Here is a 20,930-nt window from a genome sequence, read left to right as displayed (position 1 = left end):
CACGACAGATTCACGCCATCCATGAAAGCTTTGTGTAAAGCTGTGGAGCGCCCGACCAGACAAAGAACAAGAGGCGTTTTCCCTCTCCAACCTTTTTCTTCTTCCTCGATCAGTCGTCGATCCGCCGTTTAGTCAGCATTGCCACGCGGATGCTCGCCGACATCTATGGTCTATCGTCGAAACGTGCTTTCGAAACAGGCGGGGGGACATGTCGGTGAACGATGGAACGCAACGTTTCCTGGTCAAGATCCGCGGTGCTGCCGCGCCGGGCACCTTGACGATCACGGGTAGCGGCCCCGGCTTTGCTGCCGAGAATGTTACTCTTGCCTCCGAGCCGCTGTTCAAGAGCATCGAGCCCGGCACCAGTCCGGCCGGCTCGGGGCTCGCTCCTGCGGCGACGGACGGTGTCTGGCATCTCGTTACGGCGACCGGCGGGCTTGATACCGCCAATCCCTGGGAAGCCTGCCATGCCCTCGTGGCCCAGAATCCCGAGGTGACTTTCGCCGAGCCCGACCTCGAGCAGCAATGGCAAACCGGTGACACCCGTCAAGCGAGCGGAGCCATGGCGCTGCGCACGGGCGCGCCGGAGCCCCAGGATATCGGCAACGGCTATGCCGGCGACCCCAACGACAATTTCTGGTTCCGCAAGACTGCCCACGGCCAGTTCGACGATGCGCTCAATAAAGCCGCCGATCCCGGGGAGGGCAAGCGCGTGCGGGTCGCCCATCTCGACACCGGCTTCGATCCCAATCACCTCAGCGTGCCGCGGTTCCTCCGCGCCGACCTTCAGCGCAATTTCGTCGACGCCGCCAAGCCCAACGATGCCACCGACACTTCTAGCGGCCTGTTCAACAATTTCAGCCATGGCTGCGGCACGCTGAGCATCCTGGCCGGCAAGACGACATCGGGCTTCCAAGGCTTTGGCTGCGCACCGGATGCTGAGATCGTGCCTGTCCGCGTCGCCAACCGGGTGGTGCTGTTCTCCAACAGCTCGATCGCGCGGGGGCTCGACTATGTCCACCAGCTTTGCGTGGAGGGCAAGACGCCTGTTCATGTGCTCAGCATGAGCATGGGCGGCATCCCGTCCCAGGCCTGGGCCGATGCCGTCAACGCGCTCTATGAGATCGGCGTGGTGCTGGTCACGGCCGCCGGCAACAATTTCTTCAATGTCCCGACGCATCTCATTGTCTACCCCGCCCGTTTCAACCGGGTGATCGCCGCCTGCGGCGTGATGGCGAATGGACGCCCCTATGCCAACCTGCCGCTGCGGCGCATGGCCGGCAATTATGGTCCCAGCGACAAGCTGCCCACCTCGATCGCCGGCTATACGCCGAACACACCCTGGGCCCGGTTCGGTGCACCTGCCGTCGCCGATTTCGACAGCAACGGCACCTCAGCGGCGACGCCTCAAGTCGCTGCGGCGGCTACGCTCTGGATCCAGAAACATCGCCAGGCTTACGACGCCTATCCCACGGCCTGGATGCGGGTGGAGGCAGTGCGCAAGGCGTTGTTCGACTCCGCCAAGGCCGGCGCCCCGGGTGATGCGGATGAGCTCGGGCACGGCATGCTGCGCGCCGCCGATGCCCTGGACGAGATGCCGGCCGAGGCAGCGGCCCTGGTCGCTACGCCGCAGGACAATGTCGATCTCGCCCTCCTCAAACTGCTCTTCCCGGGCGTGGGCTTCGCGGCAAGTCCCGAGCAGGGAACCGATGCCATGCTGGCGCTCGAAGCGCTGCAGGTTGCGACCTCGGCCGGGATAGACTTCTCGAGCGATACCGACAGGGAGCATCTGGTCGGCCAGATCCTGGCTCACAAGGAGATCTCGTCTCGCCTGCGCCAGGCGCTTGAGACGAGAGGCAGCGATGGTAACAAGCCGTCCGTCGCTCCGCCGCCCGCCGCTGTCGACGTCGCCGCAGCACAGCCTCCCGGCCCTCCGCCAACGGCTGTTCAGATGGTGAACCGGCTCTTCCTGCAACTCGCGCAGGATCCGCCGACGCCCCCGCCACCCTACCGTCGCCTGCGCATCTACGCCTATGATCCAGGCCAGCAGACGCGGCCCGACATCTTCGACGTGAGCGTGGCCACGGTAGCCGTCCCCTGGGAGAGAGATCTCAAGCCCGGTCCGGTGGGCGAATATCTGGAGGTGGTGGACATCGATCCTGCCTCCAATCTCTGTTACGCGCCTGTCGACCTCAACAACCCCGCCCTGCTGGCGCAGAACGGCCTGGCACCTTCCGAATCCGACCCGCGCTTCCACCAGCAGATGGCCTATGCGGTGGCGATGCGCACCATCGGCTGCTTCGAACGCGCGCTCGGACGACGGGCGCTCTGGGCCAAGCGCCAACCCCGCGACGCACAGGGCGTGGTGCAGCGAAGCGAATACGTACAGCGTCTGCGCATCTATCCGCATGCGCTACGCGAAGCGAATGCCTATTACAATCCCGCCAAAGTCGCGTTGCTCTTCGGCTATTTCCGCGCCAGCGCATCGGATGGCACGGTAACCTCGGGCTCCGGCATCTTCGCCGTGACCTCGCATGACATCATCGCGCATGAGACAACCCATGCGCTCCTCGACGGCATCCATCCGCGCTACTCGGAGGCAACGAATATCGACATGCCGGCCTTCCATGAGGCCTTTGCCGACATCGTCGCGCTGTTCCAGCATTTTTCCATGCCGGAATCGCTGATGCGGCAGATCCGCAAGTCGGCCGGCGACATGGGCGCGGCTGAGAGCCTCGGCGAACTCGCACAGCAATTCGGCGAGGCGACGGGCATGCATGGAGCGCTACGGCGCTATATCGGCGAGATCAAGCCGCTCGACGAGAATATTACCGAACCCCATGCCCGCGGCGCGGTCCTGGTGTCCGCCATCTTCGGCGCCTTCATGACGATCTATCGCGCCAGGTCCGCCGACCTCATTCGCCTCGCCACGGGCGGCTCGGGCATCCTGCCCAAGGGCGACATATCATACGACCTCGCCGGGCGACTGGCGGCCGAGGCCAGCAAGACGGCCGACCAGCTACTCAACGTGTGCATCAGGGCCCTCGATTACTGCCCGCCAGTCAATCTCGACTTTGGCGATTATCTGCGTGCCCTCATCACCGCGGACCGCGATATGGTTGCGGACGATAATCGCGGCTATCGCGTCGCCTTCATCGACGCGTTCCGGGAGCGGGCAATCATCCCCGCCAATGTGCGCCATCTGGCCGAGGACAGCCTGGTCTGGGAGCCGCCGACTCTGACGCCTGGGCAATTGCAGGCATTCCATGACCTCGTGCCGGTATTCGATCTGAGCTGGAATCTCAATTTCGAGCGAAAATCGGCCTTCGATACTTCGGAGGCCAATCGCTACCGCATGCATCAATGGCTGACCGACCCGCGGCGCCAGGAAATCCGCGACATCCTCGGCTTTGTCGAGCCGCAGAAATCCTATTCGATCCAGTTGGAGAATGGCAGCGGCACTGTGCTTCAGGGTGAGATCCGGCCCATCGAGGTCCATTCCGTCCGGCCCTCGCGTCGCAACGCGCCGGATGGGACCAGCAAAGCCATCCTGACCATCGAACTCAGCCAGACCTTCCGCGCCGAACCGAACCAGGAACGCTATCGTGGCGGCTGCAGCCTGGTCTTCGACCTGGCGGACAACACACTCAAATATGTCGTGCGCAAACGGCTGCTGGCCCAAGGATCGATCGGCGCCCAGATGCGGGCGAACTTTACCGCGATCGTTCGTGCCGCGGAGTATGGCCAAGTCTATTACGCACCGTCGGATGCAGCCCGGAGGGCGAATGCCTTCGCCATGATCCATCGCTGCGGCGGAGGACACTGACAATGGCGCGCAAATCTGAGACCACAACCGCTCGGTCGAAAAGGACACCTTCGGCCAAGAGCAAGACCAGCAAGGGCAAGGGCGGCAAGCCCAAGCCGAGCGTTGGTGCCGACGACATCGTACAAACCGTGAAGGTCGCGCCCGCCAAGGCGGCGGCGCCGTCTGCAGGCGTGGCTGCCGCCTTAGGGGGCGCCGCCGCGGCCGTCGGGGCACGCGGTTCCGTGCGTGTCTATCGCCAGGGACTTGGCGATTGCATCCTGTTGCGCCTCAAGCGGGGCAAGGGGCAGAAGGATTTCAAGCTGCTGATCGATTGCGGCGTCGTGCTCGGTACCTCGAACCCGGCCGAGCCGATGACTCGTGTTGTCAACGACATCGTGTCTACGACCGAAAAATTTATCGATGTCCTCGCCATCACGCATGAACATTGGGACCACCTGTCCGGCTTCATCCAGGCCGGCCCCGCGTTCAAGCCGCTGAAGGTGGGAGAGGTCTGGGTCGCCTGGACCGAGGACGACAAGGATCCGCTCGCGCAGGAATTGAAAAGCGAACTTGGCAAGGCCGAGAAAGCGCTGGCCGCCAGCGCGACTGCCCTCCACGGGATAGGCGAGAGCGATACCGCCGCCATGCTGGAGGATCTCGCCGCCACCAGTTTCGGCATGGGCGCGGCTGGGGCGACCAGCACCAGGGCTGCCTTCGACATTGCCAAGAAGATGGCCGATCCGAAGCCGCCGCGCCTATGCCGGCCCACCGATGCACCCATCGAGATCCCAGGCCTCAATGCACGCATCTATGTGCTCGGGCCGCCGCATGACGAAAAGCTGATTCGCAAGATCAATCCTACAGGAAGCGCACCCGAAACCTATGCCCTGGCCTTGGGCGGCGGTGGTGTCATGCCTCTCGGCGTGGCCTCAGCGCTTCGCCTCGATGATGCACCCGACGAGGACGTGCCCTTCCATCAGCGCGTTTCCATCCCCCTGGATCTGGGCAAGGACCACGAATTCCTCCTCGAGCACTATTACAAGGAGGGCGACTGGCGCCGGGTCGATGGTGATTGGTTGGGCCCCGCTGCCGAACTGGCGCTTGCCTTGCAAAGCTATACCAACAACACGAGCCTGGTGCTTGCAGTCGAGCTCGGCGATCCCGGCAAGGGCGATGTCCTGCTCTTCGCGGCCGACGCACAGGTCGGCAACTGGGAGTCCTGGCAAACGCTCAAATGGCCTGGCGCCCATTCCGAGGTTACCGGTCCCGATCTCCTCGGCCGCACGATCTTCTACAAAGTTGGCCATCACGGCAGCCATAACGCCACCATGAAGGAGCATGGGCTCGAGATGATGACCACGCTGCGGGCCGCGGTGATCCCCGTGGATGAGGTCATGGCCATCAAGAAGCGCTGGGGCCACATGCCGCTCGGTGCCATCGTCGACGCGCTCACCAAGAAGGTGCCCGAGGGCTATTTCCTGCGCACCGACCAAACGCCAAACAAGCCCGGTCAGGGCGTGATCGTCAGTCCGGATTATGTCGAGGTGCCGTTCTGAGCGCATCCGGCAGGCACCGCGGAGGGCAAACAGACCTGCTTCGCCGATGATCCAATCTGGATATGCTGGAGCAATCCACGGACCGGCCAGTCTCCGGTCATCCGGCTGTCCAGAATGGCCCGCTGGCCTCGCCACGTCAGGGCCGATTTCTGCGCTCCCCCCTGACGTCTGGCCAACGCTGCGATCGGCTGGTTTCCGCTATTACTCTTTCCGAGTCATCGGCGCCATTGCGTTTTCAAAGCCTATAAGCTTTGTGTGTTTCATTGATTGAAGAGGGTTGGCGCATGACCGCGAAGGCGCAGGCCAGAACGCCGGGCGGCTATCTCGACAGGCAGCGTGCGGCAAGGCTGATGGCTGCACTCGGCGTCGAGGCCATCGTGCTGGTGCAGCCCGAGAGCATCCTCTACGCCACCGGTGCCTTCGCAGGGGTCGCCACGCTCTGGCGCAGAGCGGGCGCCGCGGCCGTGCTGGTGCCGGCGGATCCCGCCTCTCCGCTCGCTGCGACTGTCGGTGATCTCCAGGCGGCTGGGTTCCGCGAGACTTCGGGTATCGAGGATGTACGCAGTCATCCGATCTGGGTGGAGACGACGGCCGCCGATCCGCCCGACGGCTCGCTAGTCGAGGATATCCTGGCATTCGACAAGGCTCGGCAATCCGGCTTCGAGAGGCCGGCCACCTTTGATCCCACCTTGATGCTCTCGTCCCTTCGCGACATCCTCAGCGAGCGCGGCCTCGACACGGCCCGGCTCGGCCTCGAACTCGGCTTTGTCCCGGTGGCCGACATGCAGGCCTTCGAGACGGCCCTGCCCCAAGTGCGCTGGGCCGATGCCTCGCCGCTGGTGGCGCGCCTGCGCATGGTCAAGCAACCGGCGGAGATCGAGGCCCTCCGGATTGCCGCACAGCTCACCACGAGCGGGCTCCGGCATGCGCTTGCCTCGCTCCATGAGGGGATCGACGCTCAGACCATTGGCGCACTCTGGCGCGGCAAGGTGGAGGAAGAGGCAAGGCGTCTCCAACTCGGGCAGTCTTTGTCGAGTTGGGCCTATATCGCCGTCGGCCCCGACGGTTTCGCGCCGGGCGGCCCGGCGCGGCGCGGCGATGTCGTGAAGATCGACGTCGGCGCGGTGGTCGGCGGCTATAGCGCCGATGTCGCCCGCACGGCGGTGATCGGCAGGACCTCGCCCGCCCAGCGTCAGATCCATGACGCCCTGCGCGGCGCTCTCGACGCGGCACTAGTGGCGCTCCGGCCCGGCCGGCCGCTAGGCGAGGCCCACGAGGCCGCGACCAGGGCCATGCATGACGCCGGCTTTGCCAGCTTCAGCCGCGGCCATTTCGGCCACAGCGTCGGTGCCAGCGTGTTCAGCGAGGAATGGCCCTTCATTTCTTCAGGCTGCGACGTGCTGCTCGAGCCGGACATGGTGATCGCGGTCGAGGCGCCCTATTATGTTCGCGGCGTCGGCGGCTTCATCATCGAGGACCAGTTCCTGGTAACGCCGCAGGGCCTCGAACTGATGTCTCCTTTACCGAGAGACCTTCTCGAAATCATGGATTGAGGGCTCCGAACCATGACCATCGGCACCGTCACGCCCCGCAAGACCGGTGCAACCGCAACGCTTGCGCGTCTCGGCCATCCGGTCGTGACCTCCGCCGCTGGCGGCAAGATCACGGTGGTCACCCGGCCGAGCGAGTCGGGCTTCAGCCCGCTGGATCTGATCTACGCCTCGCTTGCCGCCTGCCTGGTGCTGAGCGCCCGTATCGCCGCGAGCGAACAGGGCGTTCTCGGCAGGCTGCGCAATGTCGAAGCGCGCGTGCACGGCAGCAAGGCGGCGGAAGGCGCTTCGCGCGTCGAACGCTTCGATATCGAGATGCTTGTCGACGCTGATCTCGACGAGGCTGCGAAGGATGCGATCGTCGCGGCGGCGGAGAGGATCTGCACCATCAGCAACACGCTGCATGGTGGAGCGTCCGTTGAGATCCATCGCGCGGGCAACTGATCGAATCCGGCATCCTCATGCATCGAGATAAGCCACCTCGGCATGCCCGATGCAAAATTCAATATTCCTCCTATCTTATAGAGAAAGTGAATTTATGCCCCCGGACGTCGTCGAGGACTCCAATGCTGACCAAAAAAGGAAAATACGGCCTCAAGGCCATGGTTCATCTGGCCGGTGCTGAGCCTGGCCGGCCCATGCTCATCAACGAGATCGCCGAGCAGAACGGCATCCCCAAGAAGTTCCTCGACACGATCCTGGGTGAGTTGCGCAATGCCGGGCTGCTGCATTCCAAGAAGGGCAAGGGTGGAGGCTACAGCCTGGGCCGCCCGGCCAGCGAGATCCGCGTGGGCCATATCATCCGGATCCTCGACGGGCCGCTAGCGCCGATTGCCTGTGCCAGCAAGACGGCCTATCAGCGCTGTGACGACTGCACGGACGAGAAGCAATGCTCCGTCCGCATGATGATGCTGGAAGTGCGCCAGGCCATCTCCACCGTCCTTGACAACCGAAGCCTGGCTGAAATGCGCGCTTTGACCGACGCCGACGCCCTCGCCTTCATGTACCAGATCTGAAAAACAAAAAGCCCGGCTCGCGCCGGGCTCATGGGTTGGAACCGATCCAGTCGCCAGGTTCAGAACTTGTAGCTCACGCCAAGCGTAATATTGGTGGAGTCGAAGCGAGTCTTGTGCCGCGTGCCAGCGATGTTGAAGTTGTGGCTGCCGAGATCGACATAGCGGACCTCGCCGCGCACGAGCCAGTTATCATAGATCGCATACTCAAGGCCGGCGCCGGCCGTCCAGCCAACTCTCGTGTCCGAATTGGAGCCACCGCCGAGACCGCTGATCTTTTCATCGCCATAGGCTACGCCACCCGTGATGTAGGGCAGGAACCTGTCGAAGGCGTAGCCGACACGCGCGCGCGTCGAGCCCTGCCACTCATTCTTGAACTTGGCGCGGAAGACGCCTCCTGCCCCATCCGTCACGGTTTCAGACTTGCTGAAGCTCGAATAATCGATGTCGGTTTCGAGGCCGACGACCCAGGGGCCCTCAAACTGATAATTGTAGCCGGCATGAGCACCGCCGATGAAGCCGGTGGTATTGAAATCGGCACCGTCCACCTTGCCCTGGCCAATATCCACTCCGGCGTGAACGCCGATATAGAAGCCGGTCCAGTTATAGGGGGTGATAACCGCCACCGGCTCGACCGGCGCGGGCGCAAGATCGGCCGCGAATGCGCTGGTGGTGCTGAGGAGGGCGGCGGAGGCAAGAGCAATAGCGAGCTTCATTTGTGAAATCCTTACCTGAGACAATATGGAAACAATTATCAGATCGTCTTGGCAAACCTATGTCACTTGACGAATCTAACAGCTGTTTCCCGCGAAACCGGATGATCCCGAACACTCAAACTCGACCATCAACAATTGGTTCCAGTTCCGATTACTTTTTTTTGTCATATTATTCCTCCTTGCCAGCCGCCGCAAGTCTACTTCCCGGAAGCATGTCACAGCGGACTATCTCCGCAGCGATGATAAGGCTGCGGGCAGCGAGCCGATGTGGCCGAGGATTGCAAGATGAGCTGGAGCGTCTCTCCATCGCCGACATTGCCTTTGCGACCGTGGCGCAGAATACCAATTTCACCCGCGTGGCCGAATACTGGCCCTAGTAAGTTCAATGCAGGAAAGGCGGTGCAGCGGCTCGAGACGTGCCCTGGAGCGACGCCGGTGTCGCCCTGTCAACACGCAGAACCAGAGGCCATCAGGGGATCCTCGCGGACAGCATCGATCAGAAAGTCCAGGACGGTCCTGACGCGAAGCGGCAGATTTCGGCGCGAGGGATAGACGACATTGATCGGCAGCCGGCTCGGGGGAAAATCCGCCATGAGATTCACCAGCCTGCCCGCTTGGATATCGGGACAGGCGAGGATGTGGGAGAGAACCGCGACACCACCCCCGGCAAGAGCCGCCCGATGGACGGCCACCGAATTGTTGGCAATCATACGGGGCACGATCCGCACGGCCACTTCGTCCGCGCCGTTGGAAAACGACCATGACCGGCCATCACCGGCACGGCTATAACAGATGCAGTCGTGGACGCCGATATCGTCCGGGGTCTCAAGAACGGGCCGTCCTTCCAGATAGCAGGGCGCAGCGACGAGAAAGGCCGTTGTCCAGCCGATCCGGCGGCACATCAAGCTGTTGTCGGCGACCGAGCCGAGGCGCACCTCGAGATCGATCCCTTCTCCGACCAGATCGGACGGCTCCTCCCGGAAGATCAGTTCGACGCATAGCCCGGGATGATTATGGAGCAGCCGCGTGACGCGGTCGCTCATGTAGAGTCCAAGCGGCGCGGGCAGGCTCAGCCTCACTTTTCCCGATGCCTTTGCGCCCTCCCCGCATGTGGCCTCGCCGAGCGCTTCCACCGCCTCGATGACCCGCCGGGCCATCGGGATCGTCTGCTCGCCCTCGGCCGTCAACGCCAGCGCACTGGTCGTGCGATGCAGAAGCCGCGTGTTCAGATGCGCTTCCAGGGCAGACACCTGCCGGGAAACCGCTGGCTGCGTCAGATCGAGATCAACAGCAGCGGCGGAAAAGGAACCCGTCTCCGCCACCCGCAGGAACGTTCGCAATGCCGATACGATGTCCATCTCTCCTGCCCTCATACTTTTCGACATAAGGCTTATGTCTGCAACTTAGACGGGAAGCGCTTTACTGTCCAGGAATTAAGGATATTTTATATCCATAAGGATATTATACATCCTTAATAACGGAGAAAGCGATGACCCAGCGCATGAACTACGCCCAGCAATCCCCGGAGCTCTTCAAGAAGCTTTCGGACCTGAGCATGGCCGTGAAAGGCAGCACCATCGAGCAGAAGATCCAGGGTCTCGTCGAAATCCGGGCCTCGCAGATCAATGGCTGCGCCTTCTGCCTCGACATGCATGTGAAGGAAGCCAAGCTCCACGGCGAGAGCGAACTGCGCCTCTACCACGTCGCCGTCTGGCGGGAATCGAATCTCTTCATCCCACGTGAGCGCGCTGCGCTGGCCTGGACGGAGGCCGTCACGAAGCTGCCGGAAGGCGGCATTCCCGACGAGCTCTACGAGCGGGTGCGCGGCCAGTTTTCAGAGAAGGAGATCTCCGACCTGACCTTCGCGATCATGACCATCAATGCCTGGAACCGCGCCGGCATCGCCTTCAAATCAGTGCCCGGCTCGGCCGACAGGCTCTACGGCCTCGACAAGGCGGGACTGAATCAAGCCGCCCGAGTTCGCGCCGAGTCGTGAGGCGCGTCATTCCCACAACCAAACCAAAGGGTGGTTGAGTGAGCGTACGCTCACAAGCTTGGCTTGTGAGTGGAGATCCGGAACCTCCAAGTTCTGCTTCACTCCGCACCCCCCGAGCAACGCGGCGCCAGCGCGACCGCGAAAGGAGAAATGCCATGAAGATCGTCATCATCGGCGGCACCGGCCTCATCGGCACCAAGACCGGCGACCGCCTGCGCAAGCAGGGGCATGAGGTGCTTGCCGCCGCGCCGAGCACAGGCGTCAACACCATCACGGGCGAAGGCCTCAGCGGAGCGCTCACCGGCGCGGGGGTCGTCATCGATCTCGCCAACTCGCCCTCCTTCGAGGACAAGGCCTCGATGGATTTCTTCCAGACCTCGGGCCGCAACCTGCTCGCGGCAGACAAGGCTGCCGGCGTCAAGCACCATGTCGCCCTCTCGGTCGTCGGAACCGAACGCCTGCAGGAAGTCGGCTATTTCCGCGCCAAGCTCGTCCAGGAGCAGTTAATCAAGGCTTCCGGCATTCCCTACACCATTGTTCATTCCACGCAGTTCATGGAATTCCTCGGCGGCATCGCCCAATCCGGCACGGTCGGGGACACAGTGCATCTGCCGGCGGCCTATGTGCAGCCGATCGCCTCCGACGATGTCGCCGATGTCATGGCCGACGTCGCCCTCGCCAAGCCGCTCAACGGCATGTTCGAGATTTCCGGGCCGGAGCGCGTGCGGATGAACGAACTGGTCGCCCGCTACCTGCAGGCCAGCGGCGACCCCCGCAAGGTCGTTGCCGATCCGGAGGCGCGCTATTTCGGCGCCAAGCTGAACGACGGCTCGCTCGTCTCCGACAACAATCCCCGCCTCGGCCACGTCACCTTCGAGCAGTGGTTCGCCACCTCTGCGCGGAAATGACCGCGTGCCTGCGCCGCGGCTTCGAGCGCGGCGCCTCTTCAACCCATGAAAGGAATATCGACATGATCAAGTCGATCGTTACTGCCCTCGCCATGACAGCAGCCCTCGCGGGCCCCGCCGCGGCGCATGATGCCGGTGAGAAGGCCTCCAAGGTCACGCTCGTCTATGAGCATGAACTGCCGAATGTCCCGGGCAAGAGCATCAAGGGCGTGCTGGTGGAATATGGTCCCGGCGGCTACTCCGAGGGCCACACCCATCCCAGCTCCGCCTTCATCTATGCCACTGTTCTCGAAGGCTCCATCCGCAGTCAGGTCAATGATGGCCCGGTCAAGGTCTACAAGGCCGGTGAGAGTTTTTCGGAAATGCCGGGCGACCGTCACGGTGTCAGCGAGAACGGCAGCGAGACAAAGTCCGCGAAGCTGCTGGCCGTGTTCGTGGTCGACACCACCGAGAAGCAGCTGACCTATCCTATCAAGAAGTAAGCCGGAGAGGCCGGTCGCCATCCCCAGCGGCCGGCCCTTCTTCTGAATCCGACATTCGCTGCCAGTGAGGCTTCGCCTTGTTCCGCGATCATCGCTCCATCGCCCTCGCCCTGATCAACAGCTTCGGGCTCGCCCTCAGCCGGCGCGGTCCAGCACCCATTCGAAGCTGCTCTTCCACAGCTCGGCCGGAATCTCCTGTGATAGGCTCACCACGAGATCGGACAGCCTGACGCTCCGAAGTTTCGCGCGCCAGGCTTCATCGGCCTCCCCCATGATGCGCGCCACGGCGCAGGGACCGCTTTCGCAATAACCGTGCGGGCGGCAGGGATTGTTGGCGCGGATGTTGGTGCAGACGAAAGTGGGCGTCCTGCCCTCCACGGCCTCGATGATCTCGAGAAAGGTCAATTCCGCCGGCGGCCTGGCGAGCCGATAGCCGCCGGAGGGACCAAGCGTGGTATGGACCAGCCCAGCCTGAGACAGGCTTTGCAGCGCCTTGGAAAGATACTCCTTCGGCAGCCCATGGAACTGTGCCAGCGCCTTGGTCGACAAATAGCGCCCCTCGGGCAGACCCGCGAGAATGGCGCAGCAGTGCAGCGCCCATTCGACCTGGCTTTTCAAAATCATGCATTCATTCCGCAGTCGGTGCCGGGCGGCGGCGCATATTACGGATATTAGATATCCCTATTCCTTGGTGATGTAAATATGAGGCTCCCCTCGCCTATCGTGCACCGCCTTGCCGCTCAGCCGGCCATCCAGCCGCCATCCACGAGGAGATTGATGCCGGTGATGTAGGTCGCCATGTCGCTGGCGAGGAACAGCGCCGCGCCGGCAACATCGTCGGGACGGCCGAGCCGGGGCCAGGGAGTGCGGCGGATCGAATAATCGAGCGCCTGGGGATCGTTGGCGACGCCCGGCTTGCCGGTGATGATCTTGCCGGGCGCCACCGCGTTGCAGACGATGAAATCCCTGGCGTGGTCGACCGCGACCTGTCGGGTCATCTGCACCACGCCGCCCTTGCTGACGCCATAAGGCAGGTCTCCGGGCGAGGCGACCATGCCGTGCTGCGAGGAGATGTTGACGATGCGCCCGCGCACCTCATTGACCGCCTCCTGCGTCAGCATCTGCTGGACCGCACGCTTGCAGCCGAAGAAGACGCCGGTGAGATTGACCGCAATTACGCGCTCCCACTGCTCCTCCTGCGTCTCGACCAGGCTAGTGCTGGTATAGGTGGCGGCATTGTTGACCATCACGTCGAGGCGTCCATAGGTCGCGACCGCGGCAGTGATGAGCGCATCGATATCGGCCCACTTCGACACATCCGTGGCCCGGCTGATCGCGGTGCCGCCGGAGCGGCGGATGAGTTCCAGGGTGGATGGGCCGCCCTCGATCGGCTCCTCACGGCGGTCGGCAAGGACGACCCGCGCGCCTTCGCGGGCATAGCGAAGCGCGATCGCCCGTCCCAGGCCCGAACTCGCGCCCGTCACCACCGCGACCTTGCTTTTGAGCAGTGCCATCGTCATCACCTCGCGGACATGGACTGGAAGGGGGAAGAGGCCGTCACGATGCATCCGCTCGCGGCCATGGCCGGCGTGCCCTCGGCAAAGATGACTTTGCCTCGCAAAAGGACAGTCCTCAAAGCCCAGGGGACTTCGAGCCCATCGAAGGGCGTGTAGCCTGCCTTCGATAACTGATCGGCATGGCATATCCTGGTTGTCCGGCCCGCATCGAGAACGAGAATATCCGCATCATGGCTTGGGCGGATCGCACCCTTGCGTCCACCGAGACCGAAGCGCGCGGCGGGATTGGCGCTGCACACCCGCACCAGGTCCTGCAGCCGCAGGCCACCTGAATCGACGAGATGCAGCATGGTCATCAGCAATGTCTGCACGCCCGGCATGCCACCCGGAATATCGGCGAAAGCAGGATAGGCGGCCGCCTTCTCAGCCGGGCTGTGCGGCGCATGATCTGTCGCCACGATGTCGACGGAACCCGAGCGCAGGGCTTCGCGCATCAGGGCGACGTCCTCTTTCTCGCGCAACGGCGGCGAGGCCTTTACCCCCGCGCCGAGCCGGTCATACGCCTCTCCGGCGAACAGGAGGCACTGGGGCGTCGTTTCGATGCTGGCATCCGCCATGTCGCGCAGGCGCTGCCACGTCCGGATGCCGAGGGCCGAACTTGTCTGGCGGACGTGTATGCGGGCGCCCGTCTGCGCCGCTGCCAGCAGCGCCCGGCTGATGCCCGCCGCCTCCGTCAGCGGCGGGCGGCTTGCGCGGAAGGCCGCAACATCCTTCGGCTTGTCGAGGCCGCGCACCGTCTCGCCGGAAAGGATGGACTCATCGCCCGGTGATATGCCGATCAGTATATCCAGCGGCGCCAGCACTCGCAGGGCCTGCACGACATCGTCCATCGTCGCGTGCAGGAAGGCCTCGGGCACATCCGCGGTGAAGAGTTCGAAGGAGACGGGATCGAGCCGGCGCAACCCCGCCACGCCGACAAGGTCCCGCCGCAAGGCGACCTGGAAGCCGACGTCGGTGTGGATGCGCCCTTCTGCCAATTGCATCTTTGCCTTGAGATCGGCGGGGCGCACCGTCCAGGGCTCGTCCGTCGGCATGTCGAGGAGGGTGGTGACCCCACCTGCCGCCGCGGCGAGCGTGCCGGAGGCGAAATCCTCCTTGTGGGTCAGGCCCGGCTCGCGCAGATGAACATGGGCATCGACGAGACCCGGCAGCAAGTGCATGCCCTCCACCGGGATTTCACTGCGCGCCTCGACGCTCTCGCCCGGCGCCACGAGCGCCGCCACCTTGCCGGCGGTGATGCCGACATCGGCACGAAGCGGGCCATCGGCATTGATCACCGTGCCGCCGCGCAGAAGCAGATCGAACATGGCGCCATCCCGTCGCTTCAGCGCATCTCCGGGCTCAGACCGGCCAAGCGACTTTCCTCATGCGTGACAACCTCCAGCAGCGTGGCGCGTCCGCCACGGACTTCGCCGAGGCAACGCAGCAGGGCCGGACGAAGCTCGGTGGGATCGCTGACGCATTCGCCATGTCCTCCCAGCGCCCGCGCGATCGGAGCATATTCGCCCGACATGCGGTTGGCGCCATATTTGCGGGTGGCGACGGGCATGCTGGCGGCATAGCCACCCAGCACATGGTTTCGCAGGACCACGGTCAGGATCGGCAGGTTGCAGCGGATCGCCGTCTCGAAATCGATGCCAACCATGCCGAAGGCTGCCTCGCCCATGATATTGACGACGGTCATGTCAGGTTTGGCCAGCTTGGCGCCCATGGCGAAGCCAAGCCCGTTGCCGAGCTGCGTGGTCTTGCCCCAGCCGAGATAGAAGCCGGGCGTTGTGGCCTGGTAGAAAGGCGTGAACTGGTCGCGGGGATTGCCGGCGTCATGGGTGACGATGGTGCGTCCGGGATCGATCGCCTGCATCAGTTCCCACACGACACGGTAGGGCGAGATCGGCACGCTGTCGGCCGTCAGCAATGGCATCCAACGCTGCAGGAAGGCGGAGCGGATCCTGCGGATGTCCCTCTCGACCGTGGCCCGGCGCGCGAGGAGCCGTTCGTCTCCGACCAGTGCCTCCAGCGCGCGCTCATGCATCTGGGAGAGTGCTGCGCGGGCATCACTGATCACGCCCTGGGCGATGGGATAGTCCTTGCCGAGGTCGGCCTCGCCGAGCGTGACCTGCAGCAGCGTCTTGTCCGCCGGAATCGGCAGGATGTAGTGCGAGCGGGTCAGACTGGATCCGATCGCCAGGACGACATCCGCCCTTGCAAGGAAATGATCGACCGTCGCAGGTCGCGCCCGGCCTGCGGTGCCCAGAGACAGCGGATGGTTTTCCGGAAAGGCGCTTTTGCCATTCGGGGTCGTCGCCACGGGCGCGCCAAGCAGTTCCGCGAAGGCGACGAGTTCAGCCGAAGCCTGTGAGGACAGCACGCCCTGCCCCGCGAGGATCAAGGGATTGCGCGCCGTCAGCAGGATATCGACGAGTTCACGGATCTCCTCCGCTCCGGCCTGCGGCAGGGAGCGGCGCGGGCGCAGATAGTCGGTGAGGTCGACATCCTCCATTTCGGCAAGGAGATCGACCGGCAGTTCCAGCAGCACGGGCGAAGGCGCGCCGTTGCGAACGCGCGACAGCGCCGAATGCATGAGCTGGGGCAGGTCCTGGATGCGGGTCGCCGCCTCGCACCATTTGGTGACATTGCGGAAATTGCGCCGGGCCTCGAAATTGGGCGTCACCGCCTCATGCCCGCGCGGATAGCCTGTCGGCAGGAACAGGATCGGCGAGCGATCGTTGAAGGCCTGTGCGATGCCGCCGAAGGCGCTTTCGGCACCGGGGCCATACTGCACGGTGACGGCGGCAAGCTCCCGCCCGCTTGTCACCCTGGCATAGCCCTCGGCGATATTCACCGCCACGCGCGGCGTGCGCGTGATGATCGGCGGAATATCGAGCTCGGCCAGGGCATCGAAAAGCTCGCTGTTGGGAAAGCCGATGATCTGCTTCAGCCCTTCCTGCTTGAGGATGGCAGCAACGATCTGCGCCCCCTTCAGCCGCGTCTTCGGCACGGCGGCCCGCAGAGGCGGTTCATATTCAGCAGCACCGAACGACATTGTCAGCCCCTCGGCAGGAAGAAGGATTCGTGGTTGTCGAGCCAGTAGCGCGCGATGTCCTCGCGGCGCATGAAGATTGCGCCTTCGGTGCGGTTGACGAACTCGATGACGTCGCGCAGGCCCGAAGCGCGATTGGGCTGACCGGTCCAGCGGGCATGGACGGCGACGGTGAGCATCTTGCCGCCCGCCTCCTCGGCGTCCTCGAGGAGGTAGCTGATGGCCGAACGGCAATCCTCGGCGAAATCCCGCGGATTGCTGTAGCCCGGCGCGATCAGATAGCGGCTGTCGTTGAGCGTCTTCGAATAAGGCACTACGAGCAGGCGCCCGGCCGCGTGCTCGACGAAATAGGGGATGTCGTCGTTGCAGGGGTCGGAATAATAGAGGAACTCGCCATCCTCGATGATGAGGTCCTGGGTATTGACACTCGGGAAGGAACGGCAGTTCCAGCCCGGGGGGTGCACGCCAAGGAGCGAGCGGTAGAGCTCGTTCGCCCGGCGCAGTTGTTCGCGCTCCTCCTCGCGGCTTAACGTCCAGTATTCCGACCAGCGCAGGCCATGGCCGAGAAGGTCGTGCCCTCTCGCCTTCATCCAGGCGACGACATCGGGATTGCGCTGCAGCGCCACGGCACAGGCCGAGACCGTCACCGGCACCTGGTGGCGATCGAACAGTCGCGCAAGGCGCCAGACGCCGGCGCGACTGCCATATTCGAAATGGGTCTCGGTGCCCAAGTCGCGGGCCGACGGACTGTTGGGGATATTGTATTCGCCCCAATTGTCGTTGCGGTCATCTTCGAGCCAGGAATATTCGGAGCCCTCCTCATAGACGAGCACGAGGTTGATCGCGACCTTGGCGCCGCCGGGCCAAACGACCTGGGGTGCGTGCCGGCCATAGCCGATGAAATCACGGGCCGGCCCCTGGGAAGCGGAATTCAAATCATTACTCATGGCAATCTCTCAAACGGAAAAACGCATTAAATTCAGGCTTGCTCATTGGCCGGCCAATTCGTTCGCGGCAATCCAGTCCATGTAGGCATGGAAGGCTTCGCGCAGCGGGCGCGGGCGCCAGCCGGTATCGCGTTCCAGCCGGGCGGTGTCATAGGCGCCCCACATGCCGTCTCGCAGCGTCGGATCCTGCACGACGTTGGCGGTCGCGTCGAAGGTCACCTCGCACTGTACGCCGGGCACCTTCTCGCCGGCCCAGCGGACAAAGTCACCAGTGGTGGAAATCTCACCGCTCGCGACATTGTAGTGGCGGTAACGCAGCACGGGCGCCCCGATGAGGGCGATGATGGCCGCGGCGACATCGACCGAGTTCAGATAATCGCCGGCACTATCCAGGCTGTTCGGCCGGATCACCTCGCCCGCCAGCGCCATATGGGCGACGCGGTTGGGTATATGGCGGAAGTTGCGGCTCGCCGTGACGCGGTCCATCGGCCCATAGATCGACGACAACCGCACAGAGGCCGCCGGGAGGCCAAAGAGATCGGCATAGCGGTTCACCACCATTTCGGAGGCATATTTGGAGATACCATAGAGGGTGAGCGGCGCGACGTAGCCGTCTTCGGGCAGCGGCTCGCCCTGCCAGTCCGGCCCATGATGGCGATAGACCGAGCCCGAGCTGACATAGACGAAGCGCTTGATCGACGCGTTGCGGCGCGCCCATTCCAGCGCCCGGACGGTGCCCATCAGATTGACGTCGACGATGCGGGCGGGATCCTCCGCCTCCGGCTGACGCTTGGACTCCGCGGCGCTGCCACGCGAAATCGGGGTGAGAGTGGCGCCATGGACGATGGCCTTGATGCCGAGGCCGTCCGCTATGCCCCGCCAGGTCTCCTCCCGGCAGACATCGCCTTCGATGACAGTCAGGCGATCGCGCACCGGCGCGAAATAACGCTCGGCGGTGGCATCGAGCGGGCCTCGATCAAGGATCGCCGCCTTGTTGGCGGGATCGCGCGCCAGCCATTCGCCCACGACGACACTCATCACGAAGCCACCGCCGCCGGTCACCAAGAGGGTCATGATCGCTCCCTTTTCATTGCTTGCGGGATCTCGCCCGTCATTGTTTCAGTATCAGCGGGCGGCATAGCCACCGTCGGCGAGCAGGTCGGTGCCCGTCACGAAGGAGGAGTCGCCAGAAAGAAGGAAGGCAGCGCTCGCGGCGATTTCGTCGGGCCGGCCGATGCGCTTGGTGAGGTAGTGCCCGGCGAGGCTTGCATCGGCCTCGTCGAGATCGGGCCAGCGCTGAAGGAGCCGCGCCGTGCGCACGGCGCCGGGCGACAGGCTGTTGACGCGAATGCCGGCGGCGGCGTGATCCACGGCCATGAGCCGGGCAAGGTGGATCAGGCCGGCCTTGGCCGAGCAGTAGGCAACCGAACGTGCCGTCGCGACATGGCCGAGCTGCGATGCAACCAGCACAATCGAGCCACCGCCGGCCTTCGCCAGGGCCGGCACCACATATTTCCCCATCAGGAAGGCGCCTGTCAGCGTGACGTCGATCTCGCGGCGCCAGTCCGCCAGGTCGAGCTCCACGACATCGCCGTCGCGAGAAGAAGCGGCGGCATTATGGACATATCCATCCAGATGACCGAAGGCGGCGATTGTGGCGTCCACCGCCTTTCCAGCGGAAAGCGGTTCCGTCACATCGCAGTGCAGGGCGATCGCATGTCCGCCCAGTTCCTGCACAATGCGCTCCGCCGCAGTTTGATCGAGATCCGCACAGGCGACCCGCGCGCCCTCGGCCACGCAGCGCCGCGCGGTCGCCGCGCCGATATCGCTGGCGCCGCCGCTGATCAGGATGGACCGGCCGGCAAGGCGCCCCTGCGAGAAAGGCGAGATCGGGGTCATGATGCCAGCACCGGCGGCAGATCCTGTTTCGGCGTGAAGGGCCTGTTGCAGGCAAGGAACCGTCCCCGGCCCGGCATCGAGGTGATCTGCCCATCGTTCCAGACGACGTCGCCGCGCGAAATGGTGGCGACCGGCCAGCCCCGCACCACTCGGCCTTCATAGGGCGTGTGGTCGGTAGCGTGGTGCAGCATGGCATTGGTGATCGTGACCTCCCGCGCCGGATCCCAGATGGCGAGGTCGGCGTCCGAACCGAGCGCAATGGCGCCCTTGCGGGGATAAAGGCCGAACAGGCGGGCAGGATTGGCCGCCGTGAGTTCAGCAAATTTGAGCAGCGACAGCCGGTCCATGTTGACGCCGGCCGAATAGAGCAGCGGCAGGCGCGTCTCGATGCCGGGAATGCCATTGGGAATGCGCGTGAAGGGAACGTCCGGCCCACCCGCGATCTTATCGGCATAGTTCCACGGCGAGTGGTCGGAGGAGAACACCTCCAGCGTGCCATCGAAGATGCCGCGCCAGATCTCGGGCTGGTTGGAGCGATGGCGCGGTGGCGGCGTGCACACGCACATCGCCCCGCTCAGGTCCGGCGTGTCCATGTCCTCGGAGGTGAGGAAGAGATATTGCGGGCAGGTCTCGGCATAGACGGGCAGGCCGCGGGCCTTGGCGCGGCGTATCTCTTCCACCGCGCCGGCAGCGCTGACATGGCTGATCAACAGTGGCGTCTCGACGAGTTCGGCCAGGCTGATCGCCCGGAAGGTCGCCTCGCGGTCGCCGATCTCGGGATGGGCGAGGCCGTGATAGCGCAGCTGCGTCTTGCGCGCTGCGAGGAAGCGCTCGGTGAGCCAGCGGATGCAGGCATCGTTCTCGGCATGGACCATGACCATGGCGCCCTCGCTGCGCGCCACGTCGAGGACGTTGAGCACCTCATAATCGTCGAGCTTCAGCCCCTCGTAGGTCAGGTAGATCTTGAAGGAGGTGCAGCCCTCGGCCACAAGACGGGGTATCTCGTCCTTCAGCACCTTCTCAGTGGGATCGCCGATGATGAGATGGAAACCGTAATCGATGTGGGCCTTGGACCGAGCCCGTTCGTGGTAGTCGTCGACGGCGGCGCGCAGCGACTGACCGCGCATCTGCATCGCGAAGGGAATGACGGTGGTCGTTCCGCCGCACAGTGCCGAAAGGGTTCCGCTGTTGAAATCATCGGCGGTGGAACGTCCCTCCCAGGGCGGCTGATCCATGTGGCAATGGCTGTCGACGCCTCCGGGAAGAACGATGCGGCCCCTGGCCGGGACATCCTTCCGGCCGGGCGGAAGACCGGGTGCGAGTGCTGCGATATGCTCGCCTCTGACGCCGACATCGATCTCTGCCGGCCCCTCTGGCAGCACCACCGTGCCACCCCGGATCACCAGGTCGAATTCGCCTTCGCTCGACGCATGCGCCATTG

At 64.1% G+C, this 20,930-nt stretch carries 18 protein-coding genes; 8 read left to right on the top strand and 10 right to left on the bottom strand.

The annotated features are described in order from the left end of the window. The first annotated feature begins 208 nt into the window (after positions 1 to 208). The 5 genes from ACMDCR_RS11885 (at position 209) to ACMDCR_RS11865 (ending at position 7,927) form a co-directional block, all read left to right on the top strand. Positions 209 to 3,826, top strand: a complete 3,618-nt coding sequence (locus ACMDCR_RS11885) for a S8 family serine peptidase (RefSeq protein ID WP_413992725.1) — start codon at positions 209 to 211, stop codon at positions 3,824 to 3,826. A gap of 2 nt (positions 3,827 to 3,828) precedes the next feature. Beyond that, positions 3,829 to 5,361: a hypothetical protein gene (locus ACMDCR_RS11880; protein ID WP_413992724.1), complete on the top strand. Its 1,533-nt coding sequence runs from the start codon at positions 3,829 to 3,831 to the stop codon at positions 5,359 to 5,361. A gap of 284 nt (positions 5,362 to 5,645) precedes the next feature. Continuing rightward, positions 5,646 to 6,914 (top strand): M24 family metallopeptidase, encoded by a 1,269-nt coding sequence (locus ACMDCR_RS11875; protein WP_413992723.1) that lies wholly within the window; start codon positions 5,646 to 5,648, stop codon positions 6,912 to 6,914. Between the two features lie 12 nt (positions 6,915 to 6,926). Next, positions 6,927 to 7,355, top strand: a complete 429-nt coding sequence (locus ACMDCR_RS11870) for an OsmC family protein (RefSeq protein WP_413992722.1) — start codon at positions 6,927 to 6,929, stop codon at positions 7,353 to 7,355. A gap of 122 nt (positions 7,356 to 7,477) precedes the next feature. Continuing rightward, positions 7,478 to 7,927, top strand: a complete 450-nt coding sequence (locus tag ACMDCR_RS11865) for an RrF2 family transcriptional regulator (RefSeq protein ID WP_413992721.1) — start codon at positions 7,478 to 7,480, stop codon at positions 7,925 to 7,927. Between the two features lie 59 nt (positions 7,928 to 7,986). Here ACMDCR_RS11865 and ACMDCR_RS11860 read toward each other — a convergent pair whose 3' ends face one another. Next, a complete protein-coding gene (locus tag ACMDCR_RS11860; RefSeq protein ID WP_413992720.1) occupies positions 7,987 to 8,640 on the bottom strand; it encodes an outer membrane protein in 654 nt (217 codons plus the stop codon). 446 nt (positions 8,641 to 9,086) lie between these two features. Continuing rightward, the gene (locus ACMDCR_RS11855) at positions 9,087 to 9,998 is read right to left on the bottom strand and encodes a LysR family transcriptional regulator (RefSeq protein ID WP_413992719.1); all 912 of its coding nucleotides are present in this window, start codon (positions 9,996 to 9,998) and stop codon (positions 9,087 to 9,089) included. Positions 9,999 to 10,129: 131 nt separating this feature from the next. Between ACMDCR_RS11855 and ACMDCR_RS11850 the strand changes: the two genes are divergently transcribed. The 3 genes from ACMDCR_RS11850 to ACMDCR_RS11840 all read left to right on the top strand — a co-directional run bounded on the left by ACMDCR_RS11850 (position 10,130) and on the right by ACMDCR_RS11840 (position 12,026). Continuing rightward, a complete protein-coding gene (locus ACMDCR_RS11850; RefSeq protein WP_413992718.1) occupies positions 10,130 to 10,636 on the top strand; it encodes a carboxymuconolactone decarboxylase family protein in 507 nt (168 codons plus the stop codon). A 155-nt stretch (positions 10,637 to 10,791) separates the two neighbouring features. After that, a complete protein-coding gene (locus tag ACMDCR_RS11845) occupies positions 10,792 to 11,544 on the top strand; it encodes an SDR family oxidoreductase (protein ID WP_413992717.1) in 753 nt (250 codons plus the stop codon). A 62-nt stretch (positions 11,545 to 11,606) separates the two neighbouring features. Beyond that, positions 11,607 to 12,026: a cupin domain-containing protein gene (locus tag ACMDCR_RS11840; protein WP_413992716.1), complete on the top strand. Its 420-nt coding sequence runs from the start codon at positions 11,607 to 11,609 to the stop codon at positions 12,024 to 12,026. 135 nt (positions 12,027 to 12,161) lie between these two features. Here ACMDCR_RS11840 and ACMDCR_RS11835 read toward each other — a convergent pair whose 3' ends face one another. From ACMDCR_RS11835 to hydA, 8 genes are all read right to left on the bottom strand, one after another. After that, positions 12,162 to 12,650 (bottom strand): RrF2 family transcriptional regulator, encoded by a 489-nt coding sequence (locus ACMDCR_RS11835; RefSeq protein WP_413992715.1) that lies wholly within the window; start codon positions 12,648 to 12,650, stop codon positions 12,162 to 12,164. A 116-nt stretch (positions 12,651 to 12,766) separates the two neighbouring features. Next, complete coding sequence (locus ACMDCR_RS11830; protein WP_413992714.1) at positions 12,767 to 13,540, bottom strand: SDR family NAD(P)-dependent oxidoreductase; 774 nt, start codon at positions 13,538 to 13,540, stop codon at positions 12,767 to 12,769. Positions 13,541 to 13,545: 5 nt separating this feature from the next. Further along, positions 13,546 to 14,910, bottom strand: a complete 1,365-nt coding sequence (locus ACMDCR_RS11825) for a dihydroorotase (RefSeq protein ID WP_413992713.1) — start codon at positions 14,908 to 14,910, stop codon at positions 13,546 to 13,548. A gap of 17 nt (positions 14,911 to 14,927) precedes the next feature. Further along, positions 14,928 to 16,646 (bottom strand): thiamine pyrophosphate-requiring protein, encoded by a 1,719-nt coding sequence (locus ACMDCR_RS11820; protein ID WP_413992712.1) that lies wholly within the window; start codon positions 16,644 to 16,646, stop codon positions 14,928 to 14,930. Between the two features lie 2 nt (positions 16,647 to 16,648). Beyond that, positions 16,649 to 17,590, bottom strand: coding sequence for a polysaccharide deacetylase family protein (locus ACMDCR_RS11815; protein WP_413992711.1), 942 nt, complete (start codon positions 17,588 to 17,590; stop codon positions 16,649 to 16,651). A gap of 42 nt (positions 17,591 to 17,632) precedes the next feature. After that, entirely contained in the window at positions 17,633 to 18,664 is a 1,032-nt protein-coding gene (locus ACMDCR_RS11810; RefSeq protein ID WP_413992710.1) for an NAD-dependent epimerase/dehydratase family protein, read from the bottom strand. A gap of 51 nt (positions 18,665 to 18,715) precedes the next feature. After that, entirely contained in the window at positions 18,716 to 19,489 is a 774-nt protein-coding gene (locus tag ACMDCR_RS11805) for an SDR family NAD(P)-dependent oxidoreductase (RefSeq protein ID WP_413992709.1), read from the bottom strand. Beyond that, positions 19,486 to 20,928 carry a dihydropyrimidinase gene (gene hydA, locus ACMDCR_RS11800; protein WP_413992708.1) on the bottom strand — a complete coding sequence of 481 codons (1,443 nt, stop codon included), beginning with the start codon at positions 20,926 to 20,928 and terminating at the stop codon, positions 19,486 to 19,488. The genes ACMDCR_RS11805 and hydA overlap by 4 nt, the downstream gene beginning before the upstream one ends. Between the last annotated feature and the right edge of the window lie 2 nt (positions 20,929 to 20,930).

It is taken from the genome of Labrys okinawensis (assembly GCF_047345005.1).
Taxonomy (GTDB): Bacteria; Pseudomonadota; Alphaproteobacteria; order Rhizobiales; family Labraceae; genus Labrys; species Labrys okinawensis.
This window is presented reverse-complemented; position numbering and strand designations above follow the sequence as displayed.

What these genes read in the sequence shown, in the direction of transcription:
- ACMDCR_RS11830 (WP_413992714.1), bottom strand. Translation starts at nt 13,540, where the DNA reads ATGGCACTGCTCAAAAGCAAGGTCGCGGTGGTGACGGGCGCGAGTTCG.
- ACMDCR_RS11865 (WP_413992721.1), top strand. Translation starts at nt 7,478, where the DNA reads ATGCTGACCAAAAAAGGAAAATACGGCCTCAAGGCCATGGTTCATCTG.
- ACMDCR_RS11840 (WP_413992716.1), top strand. Translation starts at nt 11,607, where the DNA reads ATGATCAAGTCGATCGTTACTGCCCTCGCCATGACAGCAGCCCTCGCG.
- ACMDCR_RS11835 (WP_413992715.1), bottom strand. Translation starts at nt 12,650, where the DNA reads ATGATTTTGAAAAGCCAGGTCGAATGGGCGCTGCACTGCTGCGCCATT.
- ACMDCR_RS11820 (WP_413992712.1), bottom strand. Translation starts at nt 16,646, where the DNA reads ATGTCGTTCGGTGCTGCTGAATATGAACCGCCTCTGCGGGCCGCCGTG.
- ACMDCR_RS11875 (WP_413992723.1), top strand. Translation starts at nt 5,646, where the DNA reads ATGACCGCGAAGGCGCAGGCCAGAACGCCGGGCGGCTATCTCGACAGG.
- ACMDCR_RS11855 (WP_413992719.1), bottom strand. Translation starts at nt 9,998, where the DNA reads ATGGACATCGTATCGGCATTGCGAACGTTCCTGCGGGTGGCGGAGACG.
- ACMDCR_RS11870 (WP_413992722.1), top strand. Translation starts at nt 6,927, where the DNA reads ATGACCATCGGCACCGTCACGCCCCGCAAGACCGGTGCAACCGCAACG.
- ACMDCR_RS11880 (WP_413992724.1), top strand. Translation starts at nt 3,829, where the DNA reads ATGGCGCGCAAATCTGAGACCACAACCGCTCGGTCGAAAAGGACACCT.
- ACMDCR_RS11845 (WP_413992717.1), top strand. Translation starts at nt 10,792, where the DNA reads ATGAAGATCGTCATCATCGGCGGCACCGGCCTCATCGGCACCAAGACC.
- hydA (WP_413992708.1), bottom strand. Translation starts at nt 20,928, where the DNA reads ATGGCGCATGCGTCGAGCGAAGGCGAATTCGACCTGGTGATCCGGGGT.
- ACMDCR_RS11810 (WP_413992710.1), bottom strand. Translation starts at nt 18,664, where the DNA reads ATGACCCTCTTGGTGACCGGCGGCGGTGGCTTCGTGATGAGTGTCGTC.
- ACMDCR_RS11825 (WP_413992713.1), bottom strand. Translation starts at nt 14,910, where the DNA reads ATGTTCGATCTGCTTCTGCGCGGCGGCACGGTGATCAATGCCGATGGC.
- ACMDCR_RS11860 (WP_413992720.1), bottom strand. Translation starts at nt 8,640, where the DNA reads ATGAAGCTCGCTATTGCTCTTGCCTCCGCCGCCCTCCTCAGCACCACC.
- ACMDCR_RS11805 (WP_413992709.1), bottom strand. Translation starts at nt 19,489, where the DNA reads ATGACCCCGATCTCGCCTTTCTCGCAGGGGCGCCTTGCCGGCCGGTCC.
- ACMDCR_RS11885 (WP_413992725.1), top strand. Translation starts at nt 209, where the DNA reads ATGTCGGTGAACGATGGAACGCAACGTTTCCTGGTCAAGATCCGCGGT.
- ACMDCR_RS11815 (WP_413992711.1), bottom strand. Translation starts at nt 17,590, where the DNA reads ATGAGTAATGATTTGAATTCCGCTTCCCAGGGGCCGGCCCGTGATTTC.
- ACMDCR_RS11850 (WP_413992718.1), top strand. Translation starts at nt 10,130, where the DNA reads ATGACCCAGCGCATGAACTACGCCCAGCAATCCCCGGAGCTCTTCAAG.